The organism is Aeromonas sp. FL131 (assembly GCF_049860615.1).
Taxonomy (GTDB): domain Bacteria; phylum Pseudomonadota; class Gammaproteobacteria; order Enterobacterales; family Aeromonadaceae; genus Aeromonas; species Aeromonas hydrophila.
The window spans coordinates 4,902,948-4,923,090 of sequence record NZ_CP187595.1; the positions used below are offsets into that span (position 1 = coordinate 4,902,948).

General features: G+C 62.6%; 13 protein-coding genes. 8 read left to right on the forward strand and 5 right to left on the reverse strand.

Translation table 11 applies throughout. The annotated features are described in order from the left end of the window. The first annotated feature begins 186 nt into the window (after positions 1-186). Genes recC through recD form a run of 3 tightly spaced genes read left to right on the forward strand, consistent with a single transcriptional unit; the run spans position 187 to position 9,190 of the window. Positions 187-3,537, forward strand: a complete 3,351-nt coding sequence (recC, locus tag ACPW75_RS22835) for an exodeoxyribonuclease V subunit gamma (RefSeq protein WP_077096476.1) — start codon at positions 187-189, stop codon at positions 3,535-3,537. After that, positions 3,537-7,154, forward strand: a complete 3,618-nt coding sequence (gene recB, locus ACPW75_RS22840; RefSeq protein ID WP_425904372.1) for an exodeoxyribonuclease V subunit beta — start codon at positions 3,537-3,539, stop codon at positions 7,152-7,154. Before recC ends, recB begins: the two co-directional genes overlap by 1 nt. Then, positions 7,151-9,190, forward strand: a complete 2,040-nt coding sequence (gene recD / locus ACPW75_RS22845; protein ID WP_077096478.1) for an exodeoxyribonuclease V subunit alpha — start codon at positions 7,151-7,153, stop codon at positions 9,188-9,190. Before recB ends, recD begins: the two co-directional genes overlap by 4 nt. A 59-nt stretch (positions 9,191-9,249) precedes the next feature. On the opposite strand, the gene drt2 is transcribed toward recD, so the two are convergent. Both drt2 and ACPW75_RS22855 read right to left on the reverse strand, forming a co-directional pair. After that, positions 9,250-10,524, reverse strand: coding sequence for an antiviral reverse transcriptase Drt2 (gene drt2 / locus ACPW75_RS22850; protein ID WP_077096479.1), 1,275 nt, complete (start codon positions 10,522-10,524; stop codon positions 9,250-9,252). 674 nt (positions 10,525-11,198) lie between these two features. After that, positions 11,199-11,597, reverse strand: coding sequence for a VOC family protein (locus tag ACPW75_RS22855; protein ID WP_042065484.1), 399 nt, complete (start codon positions 11,595-11,597; stop codon positions 11,199-11,201). A gap of 75 nt (positions 11,598-11,672) precedes the next feature. On the opposite strand from ACPW75_RS22855, the gene ACPW75_RS22860 reads away from it, so the two are divergent. The 3 genes from ACPW75_RS22860 (at position 11,673) to ACPW75_RS22870 (ending at position 14,362) form a co-directional block, all read left to right on the forward strand. Further along, positions 11,673-12,593, forward strand: coding sequence for a helix-turn-helix transcriptional regulator (locus ACPW75_RS22860; RefSeq protein ID WP_179101440.1), 921 nt, complete (start codon positions 11,673-11,675; stop codon positions 12,591-12,593). Between the two features lie 188 nt (positions 12,594-12,781). Then, the gene (locus ACPW75_RS22865) at positions 12,782-13,783 is read left to right on the forward strand and encodes a sensor domain-containing diguanylate cyclase (protein ID WP_077096480.1); all 1,002 of its coding nucleotides are present in this window, start codon (positions 12,782-12,784) and stop codon (positions 13,781-13,783) included. A 159-nt stretch (positions 13,784-13,942) separates the two neighbouring features. Further along, the gene (locus ACPW75_RS22870) at positions 13,943-14,362 is read left to right on the forward strand and encodes a hypothetical protein (protein WP_077096481.1); all 420 of its coding nucleotides are present in this window, start codon (positions 13,943-13,945) and stop codon (positions 14,360-14,362) included. 63 nt (positions 14,363-14,425) lie between these two features. On the opposite strand, the gene ACPW75_RS22875 is transcribed toward ACPW75_RS22870, so the two are convergent. From ACPW75_RS22875 to ACPW75_RS22885, 3 genes are all read right to left on the reverse strand, one after another. Next, on the reverse strand, positions 14,426-16,420 hold the full coding sequence (locus ACPW75_RS22875; protein ID WP_077096482.1) for a methyl-accepting chemotaxis protein: 1,995 nt from the start codon (positions 16,418-16,420) through the stop codon (positions 14,426-14,428). A 225-nt stretch (positions 16,421-16,645) separates the two neighbouring features. Next, a complete protein-coding gene (locus ACPW75_RS22880; RefSeq protein ID WP_011707650.1) occupies positions 16,646-16,996 on the reverse strand; it encodes a hypothetical protein in 351 nt (116 codons plus the stop codon). 219 nt (positions 16,997-17,215) lie between these two features. Beyond that, positions 17,216-17,542, reverse strand: coding sequence for a hypothetical protein (locus ACPW75_RS22885; protein WP_011707649.1), 327 nt, complete (start codon positions 17,540-17,542; stop codon positions 17,216-17,218). A gap of 442 nt (positions 17,543-17,984) precedes the next feature. On the opposite strand from ACPW75_RS22885, the gene ACPW75_RS22890 reads away from it, so the two are divergent. Both ACPW75_RS22890 and ACPW75_RS22895 read left to right on the forward strand, forming a co-directional pair. Beyond that, positions 17,985-18,707 (forward strand): response regulator, encoded by a 723-nt coding sequence (locus ACPW75_RS22890; protein WP_011707648.1) that lies wholly within the window; start codon positions 17,985-17,987, stop codon positions 18,705-18,707. Between the two features lie 4 nt (positions 18,708-18,711). Next, a complete protein-coding gene (locus ACPW75_RS22895) occupies positions 18,712-20,103 on the forward strand; it encodes an ATP-binding protein (RefSeq protein WP_425904373.1) in 1,392 nt (463 codons plus the stop codon). The last annotated feature ends 40 nt before the right edge of the window (positions 20,104-20,143 follow it).

A 20,143-nucleotide genomic window follows, 5' to 3' on the forward strand; every position in this document is an offset into this window, starting at 1 on the left:
CAATCGCACCGGCTTTTTTATGCCTGTCACATTTGCCTGCGGCAGATGACGGCGACGTGATCGGCGACAACAAGCGCCTTTTGCATCTTCCCCCCCGATCCCCGACAATCCCGATACCTGTGAAGTGACGGGGATCCTTGAGGTTTTCCCGCGCTGACCCCTCTTTTGCTCTGGCGGGAATTGCCCATGTTTACCCTCTACCACTCCAATCAGCTGGATCTGCTCAAAGAGCTGCTGGTGAGCCGCATCCGGCAGGCCCCTCTCTCTCACCCCTTCGAGCGCGAGCAAATTCTGGTGCAGAGCCCGGGCATGGCCCAGTGGCTCAAGCTGGAGCTGGCCAAAGCCTTCGGCATTGCCGCCAATATCGACTTTCCGCTGCCCGCCAGCTTTATCTGGGAGATGTTCACCCAGGTGCTGGCGGATGTGCCGCGCCAGAGCCCCTACAACAAGGGCGCCATGAGCTGGCAGCTGATGACCATTCTGCCCGCCCTGCTCGATCGCCCGGCCTTTGCGCCGCTGGCCGCCTATCTGGGCGGGGATGACGCGGATCCTGCCAAGGATCCCGAGCAGGTGCGGCTGTGGCAGCTCTGCCAGAAGGTGGCGGATCTGTTCGACCAGTATCTGGTCTACCGGCCGGACTGGATCGCCCGCTGGGAACAGGGGGAAGGGTTGAGCCAGGAGCTGGCAGGAGTGAGCGGTCAGGATTGGCAGCCGGAGCTGTGGCGCGAGCTGGTGGCCCGCACCCTGGCGCTGAGCCCAAGCGGCTACCACCGCGCCAACCTCTACGAGGAGTTTATTCACGAGCTGCAGCGTACCGCCACGCTGCCGGGCAAGCTGCCGCAGCGGGTCTTCGTGTTCGGCATCTCGGCGCTGCCGCCGCGCTATGTGGAGGCGCTGCTGGCCCTCGGCAGCCGGCCGGAGGTGGAGGTGCACCTGTTCGTCACCAACCCCTGCCGCTACTACTGGGGCGACCTGCTGGACAGGAAAACCCTGGCGCGGTTGGAGAACAAGCTCAAGCCCGGCACCGATATCGAGACCCTGCAGGGCCCCGCCAACCCGCTGCTCGCCTCCATGGGCAAGCTGGGGCGCGACTACCTGCACCAGCTGATGGAATTGGAGGTGCCGCAAATCGAGGCCTTCGTCGATATCGACGAGCTGGATGGCAAGGGCAATATCAGGTTGCTGCACGCCATCCAGAAGGATGTGCTGGAGCTGGCCGAACGGGGCGCAGGCCAGTTCGATCTCGACGCCAGCCACCACAAGAGCCCGCTCGATCCGGCGGATGGATCCCTGCAGATCCACGCCTGCCATGGCCCGATGCGCGAACTCGAGGTGTTGCACGACCGGCTGCTGGCACTGTTCGAGCAGGACTCTTCCCTCACCCCGAAAGACGTGGTGGTGATGATGCCGGACGTGAACAGCTACGGCCCCTACATTCAGGCGGTGTTTGGCGCGCGCGGCCAGATCCCCTTCGCGGTATCGGATCGGGCGGCCAGTCAGGAGAGCCCGTTGCTGCAGAGCTTCCTCGCCCTGCTCAGGCTGCCCAACGCCCGCTTCGGGGCAGGGGAGCTGCTCGCCATTCTCGAGGTGCCCGCCGTGCTGCGCCGCTTCGAGCTGGATGACGAGGAATTCAACCAGCTGCGGGTCTGGGTGCAGGAGACCGGCATCCGCTGGGGGCTGGATGATGGCTACCCCGAGCGCTTCGATCTGCCGCGCCTCTCTGGCAACAGCTGGCTGTTCGGCCTGCGTCGCATGCTGCTCGGCTTTGCCATGGGCGACGGCGAGCCGGTGGCGGGCATCTTGCCCTACGCGGACATCGAGGGTCAGCAGGGACTGGCGCTTGGCAAGCTCGTCTGGTTCGTCGACTCGCTGGCCGAATTCTTGCCCCGCCTGCAACAGGCGCAGCCGCTGGGGGAGTGGGTTGCCTGCCTCAATGCGCTGCTGGAGCGCTTCTATCTGGCCGACGAGGATGAAGAGCGCCAGCTGCAACTGATCCGCAGCCAGCTGGCCGACTGGCTCGCCCAGCTTGGCGAAGCCCGCTTCGAGCAGCCCATCAGTGCCGACCTGTTGCAGGATTACCTCGGCAGCGTGCTGGGGGAGTCCCGCTCCAGCCAGCGCTTCCTCGCCGGTCAGGTCAACTTCTGCACCCTGATGCCGATGCGCTCCATCCCCTTCAAGCAGGTCTGCCTGCTCGGCATGAACGACGGCGTCTACCCGCGCACCCTGCCACCCATGGGGTTTGACCTGATGGCGGTGGCGGGTCGGCGGGGGGATCGCTCCCGTCGCGATGACGACCGCTACCTGTTCCTCGAGGCGCTGCTCAGCGCCCAGCAGGGGCTCTACATCAGCTATCAGGGTTTCAGCGCCCAGGACAACAGCGACAAGGTACCCTCTGTGCTGCTGGCCGAACTCATCGACTATGTGCGGCAGGGCTTCGTGCTGGCGGGGGATGAGAAGCTCGATGACGAGATCTCCGGCAAGCGACTGCTGGCGCACCTGATCACCCAGCATCCGCTCACTCCCTACAGCCACGCATACTTCTATCCGGCCGCAGGCTCCGGCCTGTTTACCTATGCAGCCGACTGGCTGCCGGCCCTCCATCCGCAGCGCGAGGCGGCCAACTTCCAGAGCGGTGAGCTGCCTTTACCACCGGAATGGGGCAAGGAGCAGGGGCTGGAGCTGGCGGAGCTGCTGCGTTTCTATCGCCAGCCAGCCCGCTACTTCCTCAACCGCCGTCTCAAGGTGTGGTTTGAGCTTAATGAGGCCAACATCGAGGAGAGCGAGCCGTTCGAGCTGGACGGCCTGCAACATTACCAGCTGAAAGACCTGCTGCTCGCTGCTCACCTGGCACAGGGGGACAGTGCCATGCGGCGCGAGCGGCTGCAGCTCACCGGCCTGCTGCCGCAAGGGTGGTTCGGCAGCCTGCTGCTGGAGGATCTGGACGAGCAGATGGGCAAGCTGGCGGATCGGCTGCGGCCCTGGGTGGCGGCCAATGAGGCAGAGAAACAGGCGGTGGAGGTCGATATCGCGCTGGCTCAGGGTCAGCTGCAAGGGTGGGTCGACACCCAGAAGGGACGCTTGCTGGTGGTCAAGCCCGGCAGCTTCAACGGCAAGGATCTGCTGCTGGGCTGGATCCAGCACCTCTGCCTCGCCCTGAGCGACGCCCCCGGCGATACCCTGCTGTTCGACGCCAAGCAGAGTCTGCGGCTGGCCAGGCTCCCGGCTGACGAGGCGCGGCCCAAGCTGGCGGCGCTGGTGGCGCTGTGGATGCAGGGGATGAAGCGGCCGCTGCCCTTCTTCCCGAGCACCGCCTGGGACTGGCTCAAGGCGATCGAGAAGGATCCGGAGAAACCGGAGGCGGCCGACAAGGCTGCCCTCACCCGCTTCAACGGTGGCTACATGGCCAAGGGGGAGGGGGAAGACGCCTATGTCGCCCGCTGCTTCCCGGAACTCGACGAGGCCGTGCTGGCCCAGCTGCAGGCGCTGGCCCGTGAACACCTGACCCCGCTGCTCAAGAGCCTGGAGGAGTTGCAATAATGGCCAACCCGCTCAATACCCTGCGTTTTCCCCTCTATGGCGAGCGGCTGATCGAGGCCTCTGCCGGCACCGGCAAGACCTACACCATTGCCGGTCTCTACCTGCGCCTGCTGCTGGGCCACGGCCCGCTCATCGAAGAAGGGGAAGGCGCCGGTCAGCCCAGCGCCCACGAGCGGCCGCTTTCGGTGACCGAGATCCTGGTGGTGACCTTTACCGAGGCGGCTACCGCCGAGCTGCGCGGGCGGATCCGCGGTCGCATCCATGAGGCGCGCCTCGCCTTCATGCGCGGTGAGAGCAAGGACGCCCTGCTGAGCCAGCTGCTGGCTGAGGTGGAGGATCACGAACTGGCAGCCCGCCGCCTGCTGGCCGCCGAACGGCAGATGGACGAGGCCGCGGTCTTCACCATCCACGGCTTCTGCCAGCGGATGCTGAAACAGAACGCCTTCGAGTCGGGCGCCCTCTTTGAAACCGAATTTCTCACCGACGACAGCCAGCTCAGGCTGCAGGCGGTGAGCGACTACTGGCGATCCGAGTTCTATCCGGTGGACAAGCCCCTCGCCAGCGCGGTACGCGCGCTCTGGCCGAGCCCCGCCGCCCTGCTGCGGGAGATGGGCAGCTGGCTCGACAACAGCGAGCTGGAGATACGCCCGCCGGCGGGGGGCGAGACCCTCGCCGCCCGCCATCAGGCGGCCATGGCCCGCATTGAGGCGGTGAAACGCGAATGGCTGGCGCAGACAGACGAGATCCGCCGCCAGACGGATGGGCAAGTAAGCCGCTACACCGGCAAGAACTACGAAGGGTGGCTCGCCAAGATAGCCGACTGGGCGCAAGACGAGCACAGCGGCTACGCCATTCCCAAGGAGCTGGAGCGCTTCGGCCAGACGGTGCTGGAGGAGAACCTCAAGAAGGGGGGGGCGGTGCCGACCCTGCCGCTGTTCAGCCAGATAGATGAACTGCTGGCGAGCCGCCCCGGCATTCGAGACCTTATCCTGCAACGGGCGGCGGTGGTGGTGCGCAGCCGGATGCAGGCCAGCAAGCGGCAGGCCCATCAGCTCTCGTTCGATGACCTGCTCAAAGACCTCGACGGTGCGCTCGGCTCCGGCCTTGGCGAACGGCTGTGCGAGCGTATTCGCACCACCTACCGGGTGGCGATGATCGATGAATTTCAGGATACCGACCCCCAGCAGTACCGCATCTTCCACCGGCTTTACGGCGGCCACACCGACACGGCGCTGTTGATGATCGGTGACCCCAAGCAGGCCATCTACGGCTTTCGCGGCGCCGACATCTTTACCTACATTCAGGCGCGGCGAAATGTGAGCGCCCACTACACCCTCGGGCGCAACTGGCGCTCCAGCCGCGCGCTGGTGGCGGCGGTCAACGGCCTGTTCGAGCGGGCGAAAGATCCCTTTATCTACGAGGCGGATATCCCCTTCCTGCCGGTGGAGGCGCAGGGCAAGAGCAAGGCGCTGCAGCTGGATGGCGAAGCCGCCCCCGTGCTCCACTGCTGGCAGCTGAGCGGCCAGCCCACCTTCAACAAGGGGGATTACCAGAGCCGGATGGCCCGCGCCACGGCGGTGGAGATCCACCGCCTGCTGACCCTGGCCCGCGAAGGCAAGGCACAGATCGGCGACCAGCCGGTGAAAGCGGGGGATATCGCCGTGCTGGTGCGCACCGGCGCCGAGGGCAAGCTGGTGCAGCAGGAGCTGGCACGGCTCGCCATCGCCTCCGTCTACCTGTCGAATCGCGAGAGCGTGCTGGCGCAGGTGGAGGCGCGGGAGATTTTGCTCATTCTGCACGCCTGCCAGAACCCGGGGGAGGAGCGCAGCCTTAGGGCGGCGCTCGCCACCGGGCTGTTCGATCTGGATGCCAAGGCGCTCGACGAGCTCGCTAGTGACGAGCGGGCGTGGGAGAGCGCGGTGCAGGAGTTTATGGAGTACCGCAAGATCTGGCACAAGCGCGGCGTGCTGGCCATGCTGCGCGCCCTGCTGCACCGGCGCAATCTCGCCTCGTCCCTGCTGGCGAGCCCGAACGGCGAGCGGCGGCTGACCAACTTCCTCCACCTCGGCGAGCTGCTGCAACAGGTGAGCTGTGAGCTGGACGGCGAATATGCCCTGCTGCGCTGGCTGGGGGAGGCGGCGAGCCGCCCCGACGGCCAGGATGCAGAGCAGGTACTGCGCCTCGAATCCGAGCGCAAGCTGGTGCAGATCGTCACCATCCACAAATCCAAGGGGCTGGAGTATCCGCTGGTGTTCCTGCCCTTCATCTGCAGCCACCGCGCTGCCGATACCCCGCTGTTCCACGAAGCGGACGGCGCAGGCAATCGCACCGTGCTCGATCTCACCGGTGCCGAGGCGTCCCTGGCGGAGGCCGACCGCGAGCGGCTTGCCGAAGATTTGCGGCTGCTCTACGTGGCGCTGACCCGGGGCGTCTACGCCACCTGGCTGGGGCTGGCGCCGGTGCGCTCCGGCAATGGCAAGTCGGAGCAGACCGACCTGCACCAGACCGCCATCGGTTACCTGCTGCAAAAGGGCGAGGAGGGGGATGCCGCCACCCTGGCCACCGCTCTGACCGAGCTGGCGCAGGCGCTGCCCGGGGTGGCCGTCGGTGAGCCCTCGCTCACCCGCCCGGCCCCCATGGCGGCGGAGGAGGAGCAACTGGGCGAGCCACAGGTGCGCCACTTTACCGGCACCCTTGAGCGGGACTGGTGGATCAGCTCCTACTCCGGGCTGGCGGCGCAGGGCCACGGCCACAGCAAGGGGGTGCTGGCCAATCCCGGCTTCGATGACGAGGTCGTCACCGAGGCGGCTGCATTGGCTGCCGACCTGTCTACAGCACAACAGGAAGAGGCGCACCAGCCTTCCATCTTTACCTTCCCGAAGGGGGCGCGCCCCGGCACCCTGCTGCACAGCCTGTTCGAAACCATCGACTTTCAAAGCGCCGGCGGCGAGCCGCTGGCGGAGCACATCGCCACCTTGCTGACGCAGGATGGCTTCGACGAGAGCTGGGCGCCCGTGCTGCAACAGCAGGTGGAGGCGGTGCTCGATACTCCGCTGGAAACGGGCTTTGGCGAGCCGGTGCGGCTGCGGGATCTGGCCCCCGAGCGCAAGCAGGTGGAGCTGGAGTTCTTCCTGCCCATGGGGCGGGTGACGGCGCCGGCGCTGACCGCGCTCTGCCAGCAGCACGACCCGCTGTCACGGGGCAACAAGCCGCTCAGCTTTGCCACCGTGCAGGGGATGCTCAAGGGCTTTATCGACCTGGTGTTCGAGTGGCAGGGACGCTGGTATCTGCTCGACTACAAATCCAACCACCTCGGCATGAGCCCGGCCGATTACAGCCGTCCGGCGCTGGAGCAGGCGATGGCCGAGCACCGCTACGACCTGCAATACCAGCTCTACTCGCTGGCGCTGCACCGGCTGCTGGCCCTGCGCCTGCCGGGCTACGACTTCGAGCAGCACTTTGGCGGGGTCTTCTATCTGTTCCTGCGCGGCATGCCGCAGGGGGGAATTTTCCATACCCGCCCCAGCCGTGAGCTGGTGCTGGGTCTGGATCGGCTGTTTGGCGAGGGGGCGGCGCCCGCCCTCGCCGGGGTATCGGATAACGGGGTAGAAGCATGAACGGCACCATGATGATTGAACGGCTCAAGGCCCTGGCGCTGGCGGGGCGCATTCGCCAGCTGGATCTGCAATTTGCCAAACTGGTGGCCGATCTGGGCGGCAGCCCCGAGCTGGTGCTGGGGGCGACGCTCGCCTGCTTCGAGCTGGGGCGCGGCCACGTTTGTCTGCCGCTTGAGATGCTGACAGCCGGATCTTTGCGCCCGTTCGGGCTGGATCCGGATCAGAGCCGGGATCTGCTGGCCGATCTGGCGGATCCTGCCCGCTGGCCCGCCCTGTTTGCAGAGAGTCCGCTGGTTGGCACCGAGCAGGATGAGGGGCTCGCCCCACGCTGGCCGCTGCGGCTGTGGCGCGGACGGCTCTATCTCACCCGCTACCACGATCATGAGCAAGGGGTGGCCCGCCATCTGCGTGCCCTGAGCGAGCGCGCCGAATGGCCGGAGATAGCCCCGGCCCTGTCGCGGCTGTTTGCCCGCGACTATGGGTTGGTGTTCGCGGCGCTGCTCAAGGCCCGCCTCGCCCCCGACTTCTCGGCCCGCCACTTTACCCTGAAGTATCTGGATCTGGTGTTCCCGAACGAGGTGGACTGGCCCGCTATCGAAGGGCTGCTGGCCAGCGCCCAGGCGGCGAGCGACTTGAGCAAGCTGGATGCGCTGGTGCCCGAGGCGCTCTGCTGCAATGGCCAGAAGCTGGCGGCGGCCACCGCGGCGGCGCGCCCCTTTGCGGTGATCTCCGGCGGTCCCGGCACCGGCAAGACCACGACTGTGGCCAAACTGCTCGCCATTCTGGTGGAGACCGGGCTGCAGGCGGGCAAGGCACCGGCGATCCGGCTGGTGGCCCCCACCGGCAAGGCGGCGGCGCGCCTGACCGAGAGTATCGGCTCTGCCCTGCAGGCCCTGGATCTGCCCCCTGAGTGGGTCGAGGCGATCCCCACCGAAGCGGGCACCTTGCACCGGTTGCTCGGGGTGATCCCGGGGCGCAGCCAGTTCCGCCACCACGCTGGCAACCCGCTGCACCTCGACTTGCTGGTGGTGGATGAGGCCTCCATGGTCGACCTGCCGATGATGGCGCGGCTGCTCGATGCACTGCCGAGCCACGCCCGCCTGATCCTGCTCGGCGACAAGGATCAGCTCGCCTCGGTGGAGGCGGGGGCCGTGCTCGGCGATATCTGCAGCTTTATCGAACAGGGCATCAGCCCCGCGCAGGCGGACTGGCTCTCCCGCCAGACCGGCTACCGCCTGCAAGGCACGCCCGCAGGGGCGACCGTGCGTGACAGCCTCTGTTTGCTGGCCAAGAGCTGGCGCTTTGATCAGCATTCGGGCATCGGCCAGCTGGCGCGCGCCTGCAACAGCGGCGATGCCACGGCGGTGGAAGCTGTCTGGGGCATGGGCTTTGTCGATATCAGCCTGCATCCCTGGGCCGGGGAGGCCTACGAGGCCCTGATTGCCCAGGGGGTGGCCGGTTACGGCAGCTATCTGAAGGCGGCCCGCGCGGGGGAAGCGCCCGCCGCCGTATTCAAGGCATTCAACAGCTTCCAGATCCTCTGCGCCCTGCGCGATGGCCCATTCGGGGTGCTGGGGCTTAATGAACGGCTCGAATTGGCCCTGTCACGGGCTGGCCTGATTGCCCGTGATGGCGACTGGTATGCCGGTCGCCCTGTGATGGTGGTGCGCAACGACCACGGGGTCGGCCTCTACAACGGCGATATGGGGCTCTGCCTGCCCGACGAAACTGGCCGGTTGAAGGTCTGGTTTGAGCAGCCGGACGGCACCCTGCGGGCTCTGTTGCCCAGCCGCTTGCCGCCCCACGAGACCGTCTATGCCATGACCATCCACAAATCCCAGGGCTCGGAGTTTGCCCATACCGTGCTGGTGCTGCCCGACAGCCCCAGCCCGCTGCTGACCCGCGAGCTGGTCTATACCGGCATCACCCGCGCCAAGGCCCGCCTCGATCTCTACGGCGATCGCGCCCTGCTGGCCCAGGCAGTACGGAAAAAGACCGAGCGTTATTCCGGATTGGCGGAGAGGTTGGGGGAGTGATTGGATGGCGGTGAAGGAATTTACCGCCGTCAAAGCATGATTTTTTTAGGAATGATAAATCATTTCTCATTTATCTCTTTAATAAGCCGTCCCCAAAGAGGTTTTAATTGCTTTCTGATCGCATGAGACCCCATTATATTTGCCGCCCTATGGCCATAAGTGATGAAATTTCTCTTGCTCAAATGGGAGTAACGCTCATAAATTTTCTTTTTAAATAGTGGTGTTTTAGCCAGACCTTCTTTTTCTTCTATAAGGTTGGCTTTTTGATGCGTTTTTTTCGCTAACCTTACCCCAGCTTTCATTCTGCCCGAAAACCTTGCTAGGGCGGCTGATCTAATTAACTTTCTTTCGCCATCAAAAATAAATCCTAAATACTGTAGTGGCTTGTCGCATTTTTGAACTCCACGGTGTGTATGGAAAGTTCTAATTTCTGTCTTCTTATCATTTATTTCTATTTTTAGTTCGGTAATATTGTGTGTTACCTGAGAGATTAAGTCGCTAGTTTTATTGCTATCGACGATAAAAAGCATATCGTCACAGTAGCGATAGTATTCCCCTGAAATGGAAGTGACTATTTCTTTTATTTTCTTGTCAAAATCTAGCATATATATGTTAGAGAGAAGGGCACTTATAGATGTTCCTTGTGGTATGCCTTTTCCAGTCAAGTTGGTTTTTATTAACTCAAGGCCTCGTACTTTCTCTCTAAAAGTTTTTATATCGCAGAGTCTTAATCCTGCAGTGTTGGGATTGTTTTTAGATACTTTAAGTGCCGTATACAACATGTCTCTATTGACTACGGAGGATTTTGTTAGAGACCTATATATATTAAAGTGGTCATTTGGTAATGAGTTTTCTTGGAGTAGTTTATACCACATTGTTTTGAGTATTTCATGATCTAAATTATCAAAAAAACCAGAAATATCCATCGCGATTGCAGTGCAATTACCATAAGACTTTATTTTTTCAAAAGCTATGTTGGCAAAATCAATATTACTTTTACCAAGAGACCTGAAAGCAAGGACGGAGTCTTTTAATTGCGATTCAGAGAGGGTTTTTTCATATAAATCAGATAATAGCTCTGCATAGTAAGAATAAATGTGAGAGTCGACATGTGATGCGTATGAAATTGGTCTTGTTTTGATTTTCTTTAGAACATTACCATCTTTGTCTATTGATATTTTAAGGCTTTGTATATCGTACTTTATTAGCGGGAAGAATGCATGTTGGGCGACATTGAGGGGAGATTTTACTATCTTACATGCTTTCCGCAATTTTACTGGAGAATCAAAATGTAAGTAACCAAGACTCCGAAACCATTTATTTTCTGAGTTCATTATATAAAGCCTTAAATTGCAAAACCCGGAAAGGTAAAGGACTGTGGCCATCCGATTCCCAATCCGGGCTTAACAAACGTACTTAAATACGCATTCACAACATCGATATGATGCCGGCCACGAATGTCAGATATGATATATGATACCATCATCGCAGGAGTGTTCGACGTGAGTCTACTAGTCAGCTGCGGCCATGCAAGTCGTCTGCTAGCCAGTGTACTGGTGAGCGTTCTACTTGACAGCTTGTGATACACCTTACTTCCTAAATAAGTAAGCGAAAACATGATAAATAATGGTGAGGACAAACTCAATAAAATATTTGTATATTGCTAGAGATTTTCAATCTATCTAGCAAAACTTATTTTTATTTTTTAAAAAATCGTAAGTTTGGCTTCGTAGGTTCAGTCCTAATCTACAAGTTGCGTTGGCTGTGGCTTCTAATAATGAAGCCCCATGTTTGTTGAGCATCTCTTTTTCCAACCCCTCATCCCCAGCCCTTCTCCCGCAAGGGGAGAAGGGAGCAAATATGCTGTCCGATTACGCTTCGCTAACCGAACCTACGTAGCTGATGGATTGCGGTTAGCCAAACCGGTGTGGTGGGCGATCATATCCCCGATGCGGTTTTATCCCCTCTCCCTTTGGGAGAGGGTTAGGGTGAGGGGAGCATTCAGGTATTAGATGGTGAGCTCCAGTCGGTTGCCTTCCGGGTCGAGGAAGGTGCTCTCGTAATAGCCATCGCCGGTCCAGCGGGGGCCGTCCAGGTGCTTCACCTCGGCGCCTTTCAGCAGCTTGAGGCGGGCGGTCATCTTGTCCACCTCCTCCACGCTGCCGAGGGAGAAGGCGATATGGGCCAGCCCCTGCAACGGGTGTGGCAGGTGCAGATCCGCCGGAAACAGGATGGGGGTGTGCATCAGCTCCAGGCTGGCGCCCCCCTCGAAGCGCACGAAGTAAGAGCTGAACTGTTTGCTCGGGTTGTGATAGCGCTCATTGGCCTGCCCGCCAAACAGGGTGCAGTAGAATGCCTTGAGTGCCTCCAGATCCTGCGCCCAGATGGCGACGTGATGGATATGCATGGCTGGTCTCCTGTGACTTGATGCCCTTGATGTTATGCTGGGGCCTGTCCCTTCGACATGGCTGAGCCCGTCCTGATGATGTCTGAAACTGCCAACACCGATCTTGTCGATGTCTCCCCCGACTGCCGCGAGCAGATCTGTTGTGACAGCCTGCTGCCGGCCCTCGCACAGGAGCAGGTCTGGCTGGCGGGCTATTCCCGTCTCAAGACCCGCTACCGTATCGCGCGCCGCTTTGCCGATGTGCACTGCTTTCTGCTGACCCTGGGCGGCGAGGGGGAGGTGCAGGTAGGGGATCGCCGCGAGCGGTTGCAGGTCGGGGAGTGGGCGTTGATCCCGGCCGGGGAGCCGCTCTGCTACCAGCTTGGTGAGCAGCTTAGTGAGCAGGTGAACGAGCCGTTGGATCAGCCATTGAGTGAGACGGGCGAGTGGGAGCTGGTGTGGCTGCTACTGCACAAGGATTCCCCCTGGGATGCCTTCGCCAGCCATCCCCGGCTCGGCTGTACCTCCCAGCAGGCCACCGTGCTGCGCACGCTCGAGAACCTCTATGCGGAGCAGGAACGTCATCAGGACCCGCTGCTCAGCGCCCTGCTGGTTGAGCAGCTCGGCTTTTACCTGCGCCGGCTGCTGCAGAAGGGGGAGGGGCAACGGCGTGGCGAGCGGCTGGCGCTGCGCCTCGAATTGCTGCTCAAAGAGGCGCTGACCGAGCCGTGGGACATAGCGCGCATGGCCGGCGCCCTGCACCTCTCCGAACGTCAGCTCTACCGGCTCTGTCAGCAGCACTTTGCGCTGGCCCCCATGGCGCTGCTGCAACGGCTGCGGCTGCAGCGGGCGGCGCTCTTGCTGGCCAGCCGGGCCGACTCGGTGAAGCTGCTGGCCGAGCAGTGCGGCTTCAAGAACGAGTACCACTTCTCCACCGCCTTCAAACGCCAGCATGGCCTGGCGCCCAGCTACTATCGCAGCCTGCATCATCCCGCCTTTAAAACCGGACAAGGGTGAAATATTGAGCCACACTGGTTGCTACTGTTATTCAGACGAACCCGATGGCGGCCGATAACCGGAACAAGCGGTGGCGGTTTTCATCGATCAACGGATAGCGGGCTGTGCAGCTGTCTGCCGCTGTCATTTCTCAACATCAGGCTGGAATGCCCTGCACTTTGCGGGGCGGCAAGACAAGGATGGTCTCCATGCTGCAGGACAGCGACACGATCAGGATCTCGGACGTCAGCGAGGCCGTAATACACGGCATTCTGGCGGTGGTGAGCGACGGGATCTGGGACTGGAATGCCAATACCGGCTTCGTCTATCGCAATCCGGGCTGGTATCAGATGCTGGGCTATGAAGCTCACTCCCTGGGCAACAACGTCTTCACCTGGGAGAGCGTGATCCACCCCGACGACATGGATCGGGTGATGGCCAGCTTCGATGCCTACCTGAGCGGCGCCGCCCCCGATTACCGGGTCGAGTATCGCTGCCGCAGCCGCGCCGGCGACTATATCTGGATCGAGGATTGCGGCCGTATCATCGCCCGCAACCCGGATGGGTCGGTGGCCCGGATGATCGGCGCCCATCGCAACATCCACGCCCAGAAGCTGCTGCTGGAGCAGCTGGAGCGGCGCAACCACACCCTGGAGCAACAGATTGCCGAGCGCACCGCCGAGCTGGTGCGGCTCAACGAGGCGTTGCAGCAGAAGGCGGAGGAGAACCGCCAGCTGGCGGAGACCGACGCCCTGACCGGCGCCGCCAGCCGCTACCGGCTGGAGCGGGCCATCCGCCAGGAGTGCGAGCGGGCCAAGCGCTTTCACCAGCCCTTCTCCGTCATCGCCATGGACGTGGATGACTTCAAGCAGATCAACGACAACCACGGCCACCACGCCGGGGATCAGACCCTGATCAACATAGTGGCGCTGGTGCGCAGCCACATCCGCGAAATAGATCTTATTGCCCGCTGGGGTGGCGACGAGTTCATGGTGGTGCTGCCCAATACCGGCCGGCTCGATGGCCGGCTGGTCGCCGACAAGCTGCGGGAGCTGCTGGTGCAGTCGCGAGTCTGCCAGCACTTCGATATCACCATGAGCTTCGGGCTGGCCGAGTACCAGCCGGACGAGCACATGAGCCAGCTGATGGTGCGGGTGGATCGGGCCCTCTACCAGGCCAAGCTGACGGGCAAGAACCAGATCTGCGAGTAGTCCGCCCATAGCCTGCGTCGATGGTCCGGCGAAGCCGCCGCCATGTCGGATTATTCTGGTTATCCCCCCCGAATGCGTCTTGACCGCACCCTCATCTTGACTCCGTACGAGTACGCTGGTCTGATGCGCGCTCTTTAATCCCCCGCGAGACATGAAACGATGAAAAAGAGCATCCTGGTTGCCCTGACTGCACTGCCCCTGATGGCCAACGCCGGCCTGATGGATTCCCTGACCGACACAGTGACCAGCAGCGTGACCAGCACTGCCAAAGAGATGGCCGGCTCCGCCATGGACAGCGCCTCCAATGAAGCGATCAAGAAGGCGCTGGACATCAAGGAAGGCGGCTCCAACAAGCAGGCCATCAAGGACAAGCTGGGCGCACCGGCCAGCACCAAGACCGAAGCCGGTCTGGATGTGTGGACCTATGACCTGGGTGCCCTGAACAAGGTTTCTCCCATGCTGGCAGAGACCTCCAAGACCCTGTTCAAGGATGCCGAAGCCGCTCAGAAGAACGTGCTCATCAAGTTCGAAGGCGAGACCGTCAAGACCCTGAACCTGGTCGACAAGACCAAGGCTTGAGTCTGAAAGACGTGCATGAAAAAAGGGGCCCACAGGCCCCTTTTTGCTGTCTGATGCTGGCCGTCAAACCTTGAAGCGGTGTACCAGCGCCAGCAACTGGCGATTGGAGCTGAGCAGCGCCGCTGCACTCTGTTCGGTGTGCTGGCCGTTTTCCAGCAGCAGGTTGAGCATGTCGCGAATGCTCACCATGTTGCGGTTGATCTCCTCGGTTACCCGGCTCTGCTCCTCGGCGGCGGTGGCGATCTGGCTGCTGAGGTCGTGGATCCGCACCACTGAGTCGGCCATGTTGTCGAGCCCCCCCGTCACCTGGCCCGTGGTATCCGCTGCCGTCTGACAGCTGCGCTTGGTATGTTCCATGGCGACCACGGCTTCGGCGACGCCCTGGGTGAGGCGCGACAGCATGCTGCCCACCTCGGCCGTGCTGTTCTGGGTGCGCGCGGCCAGGGCACGCACCTCGTCGGCGACCACTGCGAACCCGCGTCCCTGCTCACCGGCCCGCGCCGCTTCAATGGCGGCATTGAGCGCCAGCAGGTTGGTCTGGGCGGCGATGCCGCCGATCACCCCGAGCACGCTGCCGATCTGCTGGGCATCCTCCTGCATCTCCAGCACCTTGGCGGCCGCCAGATCCACTTCATCGATCAGGGCCACCACGCTGGCGGAAGCCGATCCCACCACGGTGCGTGAATTGGCGGCCTGGCCGTTGGCGGCGTCGGTGAAGCTGGCCGAATCGCTGGCGTGTTGCGCCACGCTGTCGGCGGTGGAGCTGAGTTCGGTGAGTGCGGTGACCACCTGCTCCGTTTCGGCGGCGTGTTCGTTCAGGATCCGTCTGGCCTGGCCGGTCTGCTGATCGAGGCGTGCCAGCTCGTGGGTGATGAGATCGGTGGCGTCCGTCACCTGTACCATCATCTGCTGCAGATAGGCGATGAAGCGGTTCACCGACAGGGCGATGTGATCCAGCTCATCGTGCCCCTTCACCTGAATGCGGGCGGTCAGGTCGGCATCACCGGCACTGAGGGCATCGATATTCTGCTTGAGGGTCTGCAGCCGGTTGCCGAGTTGACTGACGGCCAGCAACATCAACCCGAACAGCAGCCCTACCAGTGGCAGCTGGATAGAGGCCAGGGTGGTGAGCACATCCCTGCTGTCTTGCGTCAGCAGGCTGGTTGGCAAGGCGGTCGCCAGCAACCAGGGAGTCCCCTCGATGGCTTGCAGCAGCAGGGTCTGCTCCTCCCCCTGATCCTGGAAAGTGGTGCGCAACTGCGCCTGGCTGCGGGCTTGACCGAGCAGGCCGGCAATGGCGCTGGCGAAGGGATAATCGGCGTGAGCGGAGAGATTGCCCAGCACCACATCACCGTTCAGGCGGGCGTTTCGGCTCAGGATCTTGCCGTCAGCCTCGACGATCATCACCTGGCCACCGATCTCCTGCTCCTTGCTGGCCACCAGATCGTTGAAGAAGCCCAGGGTCACGTCTATGGTCGACACCCCGTAGAGGGCTCCATTGCGGTAGATCCCCATGGCGCAGTTGGTTCTCGGCTGCTGGCTGGCGCCGTCCTTGTAGGCGGCGGCCCAGGCACACATGCCTTGAGGGGCTTGCTGTCCCGCCTTATGCCAGGGTTGTTCGAAGTAGTTGGGGGCCTCAGCAGAGTTCCAGTAGGTGTTGGGGATCAGCTTGTTGGCCGCATCCCTGTGATAGAAGGTGCTGAACTTGGCGCGACCGGCTTCCCGCTGATCCGGCAGTGGCCAGATGCCGCCGCCAAACACCATGGCATTGCCGTATTGATCGATCAGCGCTGGCAGCAGGGCATCGATCTGTTCGCTCGGCAACTGGGCGACCAGCTGGGTGATGCTGCGGGACTGGCTCTGCACCCCGTTGAGCTGATCGCGGATGTCGGTGGCGATCTCGCTGACCCGCAGCGCCACATTCTGTTCACCGGCCTTCTGCAGCGCCGGCTTGATCCAGAGCTGGATGCCAAATACCGTCAGGGCACATACCAGCGCCATGAATCCCACAAAAACGGCGCTATAGCGCCCCTTGATTGTCCCCAGACTCCACCCCATAACGACTCCTGTCTTGTATTGGCTCGCCGATGGGCGACCTTGTTATGCGAGGCGTCATTATTAGCTATTTCGAACATAAAACGTTTGTTATCGCTCACAGAACCCGGAGCAGGGAGGAAGGGAAGTGAGGGATGTTGGAGTGGATCTCGGCGGGTAACCGGCCGAGCGGGAGGGCGGAACGAAAAAAGGGTGGCCGAGGCCACCCTGTTTCGGGTCGAGGCGCGTTTACTGATGCGCTTCGGCGAACTGCTTCATCGCTTCGGCGTGCTTGGTCATGCCGTCGGCACGCAGGCTCAGGTTTTTCACGAATTCAGCTTTCTTGGCCGGGTCTTCGATCTTGTCGTAACGCTGCTGCAGGTGAGTCTGGATCTGCTCCGGCGTCATGTTCTGCATGCGGGCCATCTTGTCGTGGCGGCCGCCATGGTGCTTGCCGCCCATCATGCCGCTGCCATCCATCGGGCAGTCGGTCATCATGCCGGGCTGGGCGGTGGTGACGGCTTCGCTGGCGGCATAGGCGCCGAGCGGCAGGCCAAGGATCAGGGTGGCGGTCAGCAGGGTCTTGGTCAGTTTTTTCATGGTCTATCTCCTTGCGGATTGAGTTCGGGGTCGGCTTGCTCGCCTTGACCCTAAGTAAACACCAGACTGGTGTCTGAACTTTGCCAGTTGAAGCCTATTTTGTAGCAGAGTGTGACACGGTGACGCTGTACAGGGCTTGACCGGGCGCATGCCGGGCGGGAAATAAAAATACCCCGTCAGCGTCGCCCGCTGGCGGGGTATTTTTAGGCTGGGGTCGGCTTAGCGCTGGCGACCGCTGCCGACGCTGTAGGGCATGCGATAGCTGCTGCTCTCGCCGTCCAGGCTGAGGGTCAGGTCACCCTGGGCCCGCATCGGCAGACGCACCTGCTGCATCCCCTGCAACTCGGCAGGCACCCGCTTGAGCACGTCGCCGGTGGCATTGCGGATCACCAGGGTGGGGTGTGCCTCATTGCTGCTGACGGCGTCGTGCCAGTTGACGAACAGCAGGCCGGGGGCGGCACTGACGTCGGCGGGCAGGGCGGCCTGGGCCAGGCCGGTGTGGGCCAGGCCGGCCAGCATTAACAGAGTCAGGCTCTTGTTGATCATGATATTGCTCTCCTTGGTATGACTCGCCGCAAGATGGCGGCAGAAAAGTCAGGGTGCGCAGCCGCCGCCTGGCGGCCGCACATCATGACGAAGGGGGTTCGGTCGCTCCCTTGGCGTCGCAGCGGCCGGGGGCCCTGTCGGCGGGGGATGTCTGCTTATGGTTCGGGGGGCTCGCCGGTTGGGGTGAGCTGCCGCTCGCCTTTCTGGCAAGGGCTTCGCTGGCGGCAAAGGCCAGCAGCAAGGGGGTGGTGAGGGCCAGCATGGCCTGTCTACTCCTGCAACCGATGGGATGGCCACAGTAAACAGCCGGCTTGTGTCTCAACTTTGCCGAACGGGCGCTTTTTTGTAGCAGAGTGTGGCATCTTGCTGATCTGGCACACTTTGACACAAACCGCCCGGCAGATTTTCGTATACTCGTGCCAGCTCTAACAGGAGAGGCCTCATGAACCAAAGCAGCACCCACATTCTGGTGGTCGACGATCACAGCGAGATCCGCGATCTGCTGAAGCGTTTTCTGGAACAGCACGGCCTGCGGGTCAGTTGTGCCCGGGATGGCAAGGAGATGAAGCGGCTGCTGGAGGAGCGGGAGTTCGATCTGCTGGTGCTGGATCTGATGATGCCGGGGGAAGATGGCCTGACCCTCTGCCGCGAGCTGCGGGCCAAGTCCAGCCTGCCCATTATCATGCTCACCGCCATGGGGGAGGAGACCGACCGCATCATAGGGCTGGAGATGGGGGCCGACGACTACCTCGCCAAGCCGTTCAATCCGCGCGAGCTGCTGGCCCGCATCAAGGCGGTGATGCGTCGCACCCAGGTCGAGCCGCAGCCGGCGGCCGAAACGCTGACCCGGGATCTGCGCTTCGATCGCTGGCTGCTCGACATCAACCGGCGCGAGCTGGTGGATGAGGAAGGGGTGGGCCTGAGCCTCTCCACCGCCGAATTCGACCTGCTGCGGGTCTTTCTGGAGCGGCCGCAGCGGGTGCTGAGCCGGGATCAACTGCTGGATCTGGCCCGTGGCCGCGAGGCGGTGGCGTTCGACCGGGCCATCGACACCCTGGTGAGCCGGCTGCGGCGCAAGCTGGAGCGGGATCCCAAGAACCCGGAGCTGATCAAGACCATCTGGGGCGGCGGTTACCTGTTCGCCGCCGATGTGACCCAGGTATAAGGCCGTGGGGATCCTCAAGCGTGGCTGGTCGAAACTGTGGCCCAAGGGGCTGACCGGCCAGATCATCCTGGTGGCGCTGGCCGGGCTGGTATTGATCCAGCTGCTCAGCATCCAGATCTACCGTACGGATCGGGAGGAGGCGCTCGGCTACATCAACAGCCGCAACGCCATGCAGCGCATCGTCTCCGTGGTGCGGCTGCTGGCCCTTTCGCCCCCCTCCCTCTATGACGAGATCATCAAGGCGAGCCGCAGCGAGACCCTGCTGCTGCGCATCGCCGACGAGCCGCTGCAACCGGACAACCGCAGCCCCCGCTTCGAGCAGCTGGTGCGCTCCCGGCTGGGCTACCCCTTGACCCTGATGGTGGAGATCAGCGCCGAGCTCAAGCAGGATGCCCAGCGCAGCCGCGCCTGGCAGCACCACAGCCGGATGATGAAGGATCGCAAGGGGATGCCGCCACCGCAGGACATGCGGCTGTACGGCTCCATCCAGCTGCCGCGCGGTGGCTGGCTGCAGTTCAGCTCGCTGGTGGACAAAGAATCGGCCAGCTGGTCCTGGCAGACCACCCTCAACCTGATGCTGGTGGCGAGCCTGGTGATCGGCCTGATGATCTGGCTGTTCCGCCGCGCCACCCTGCCGCTCAAGCAGCTGGCCGCCAACGCGGATCGGCTCGGCCGTGGCGAGGACATAGAGCCGCTGTGGGAAGAGGGTCCGACCGAGGTGCGCGAATCCATCCAGGCGTTCAACCGCATGCACACCCGGCTCGATCGTTTCGTGCAGGACCGCACCCGGATGCTGGCGGCCATCTCCCACGACCTGCGCACCCCCATCACCAGCCTGCGGCTGCGCACCGAGTTTCTGGACGAGGGGGAGGACAAGGAGCGGATCCAGCAGACCCTGCAGCAGATGGAGCAGATGCTGGCGGCGACCCTCAGCTTTGCCCGGGAGGAGGGGCAGCAGGAGGCGACCCGGGAGCTGGATCTGGTGAGCCTGCTGGAGAGCCTGTGCGACGACTATGCCGACACCGGCCAGCCGGTTACCTGCCTGGCGGAAGGCAAGCAGGTCTATGCCTGCCGCGCCAATACCCTGCGGCGGGTGCTGCAAAACCTCATCGGCAACGCCATCAAGTACGCCGGCAGCGCCGAGGTGTCGCTGGAGCGCACCGACAGCGAGCTGGTGATCCGGGTCTGTGATCAGGGGCCCGGCATCGATCCGGCCAGGCTGGAGGACGTGTTCAAGCCGTTCGTGCGGCTCGATGAGGCCCGCAACACCGAATCCGGCAGCGTGGGGCTGGGGCTCTCCATCGCCCGCACCCTGGTGCACCAGCACGGCGGCGAGCTGACCCTGCACAACCGGGAACAGGGCGGGCTGGAAGCGCGCATCAGCCTGCCGCTGTAAGAGCGGCAGGAGCAGGGCGGGGAGGATGGCGACGAGCCGC

Excerpts from the sequence above, each read along its gene's own strand:
- recC (WP_077096476.1), top strand. The coding sequence starts at position 187 with ATGTTTACCCTCTACCACTCCAATCAGCTGGATCTGCTCAAAGAGCTG.
- recB (WP_425904372.1), top strand. The coding sequence starts at position 3,537 with ATGGCCAACCCGCTCAATACCCTGCGTTTTCCCCTCTATGGCGAGCGG.
- recD (WP_077096478.1), top strand. The coding sequence starts at position 7,151 with ATGAACGGCACCATGATGATTGAACGGCTCAAGGCCCTGGCGCTGGCG.
- drt2 (WP_077096479.1), bottom strand. The coding sequence starts at position 10,524 with ATGAACTCAGAAAATAAATGGTTTCGGAGTCTTGGTTACTTACATTTT.
- ACPW75_RS22855 (WP_042065484.1), bottom strand. The coding sequence starts at position 11,597 with ATGCATATCCATCACGTCGCCATCTGGGCGCAGGATCTGGAGGCACTC.
- ACPW75_RS22860 (WP_179101440.1), top strand. The coding sequence starts at position 11,673 with ATGATGTCTGAAACTGCCAACACCGATCTTGTCGATGTCTCCCCCGAC.
- ACPW75_RS22865 (WP_077096480.1), top strand. The coding sequence starts at position 12,782 with ATGCTGCAGGACAGCGACACGATCAGGATCTCGGACGTCAGCGAGGCC.
- ACPW75_RS22870 (WP_077096481.1), top strand. The coding sequence starts at position 13,943 with ATGAAAAAGAGCATCCTGGTTGCCCTGACTGCACTGCCCCTGATGGCC.
- ACPW75_RS22875 (WP_077096482.1), bottom strand. The coding sequence starts at position 16,420 with ATGGGGTGGAGTCTGGGGACAATCAAGGGGCGCTATAGCGCCGTTTTT.
- ACPW75_RS22880 (WP_011707650.1), bottom strand. The coding sequence starts at position 16,996 with ATGAAAAAACTGACCAAGACCCTGCTGACCGCCACCCTGATCCTTGGC.
- ACPW75_RS22885 (WP_011707649.1), bottom strand. The coding sequence starts at position 17,542 with ATGATCAACAAGAGCCTGACTCTGTTAATGCTGGCCGGCCTGGCCCAC.
- ACPW75_RS22890 (WP_011707648.1), top strand. The coding sequence starts at position 17,985 with ATGAACCAAAGCAGCACCCACATTCTGGTGGTCGACGATCACAGCGAG.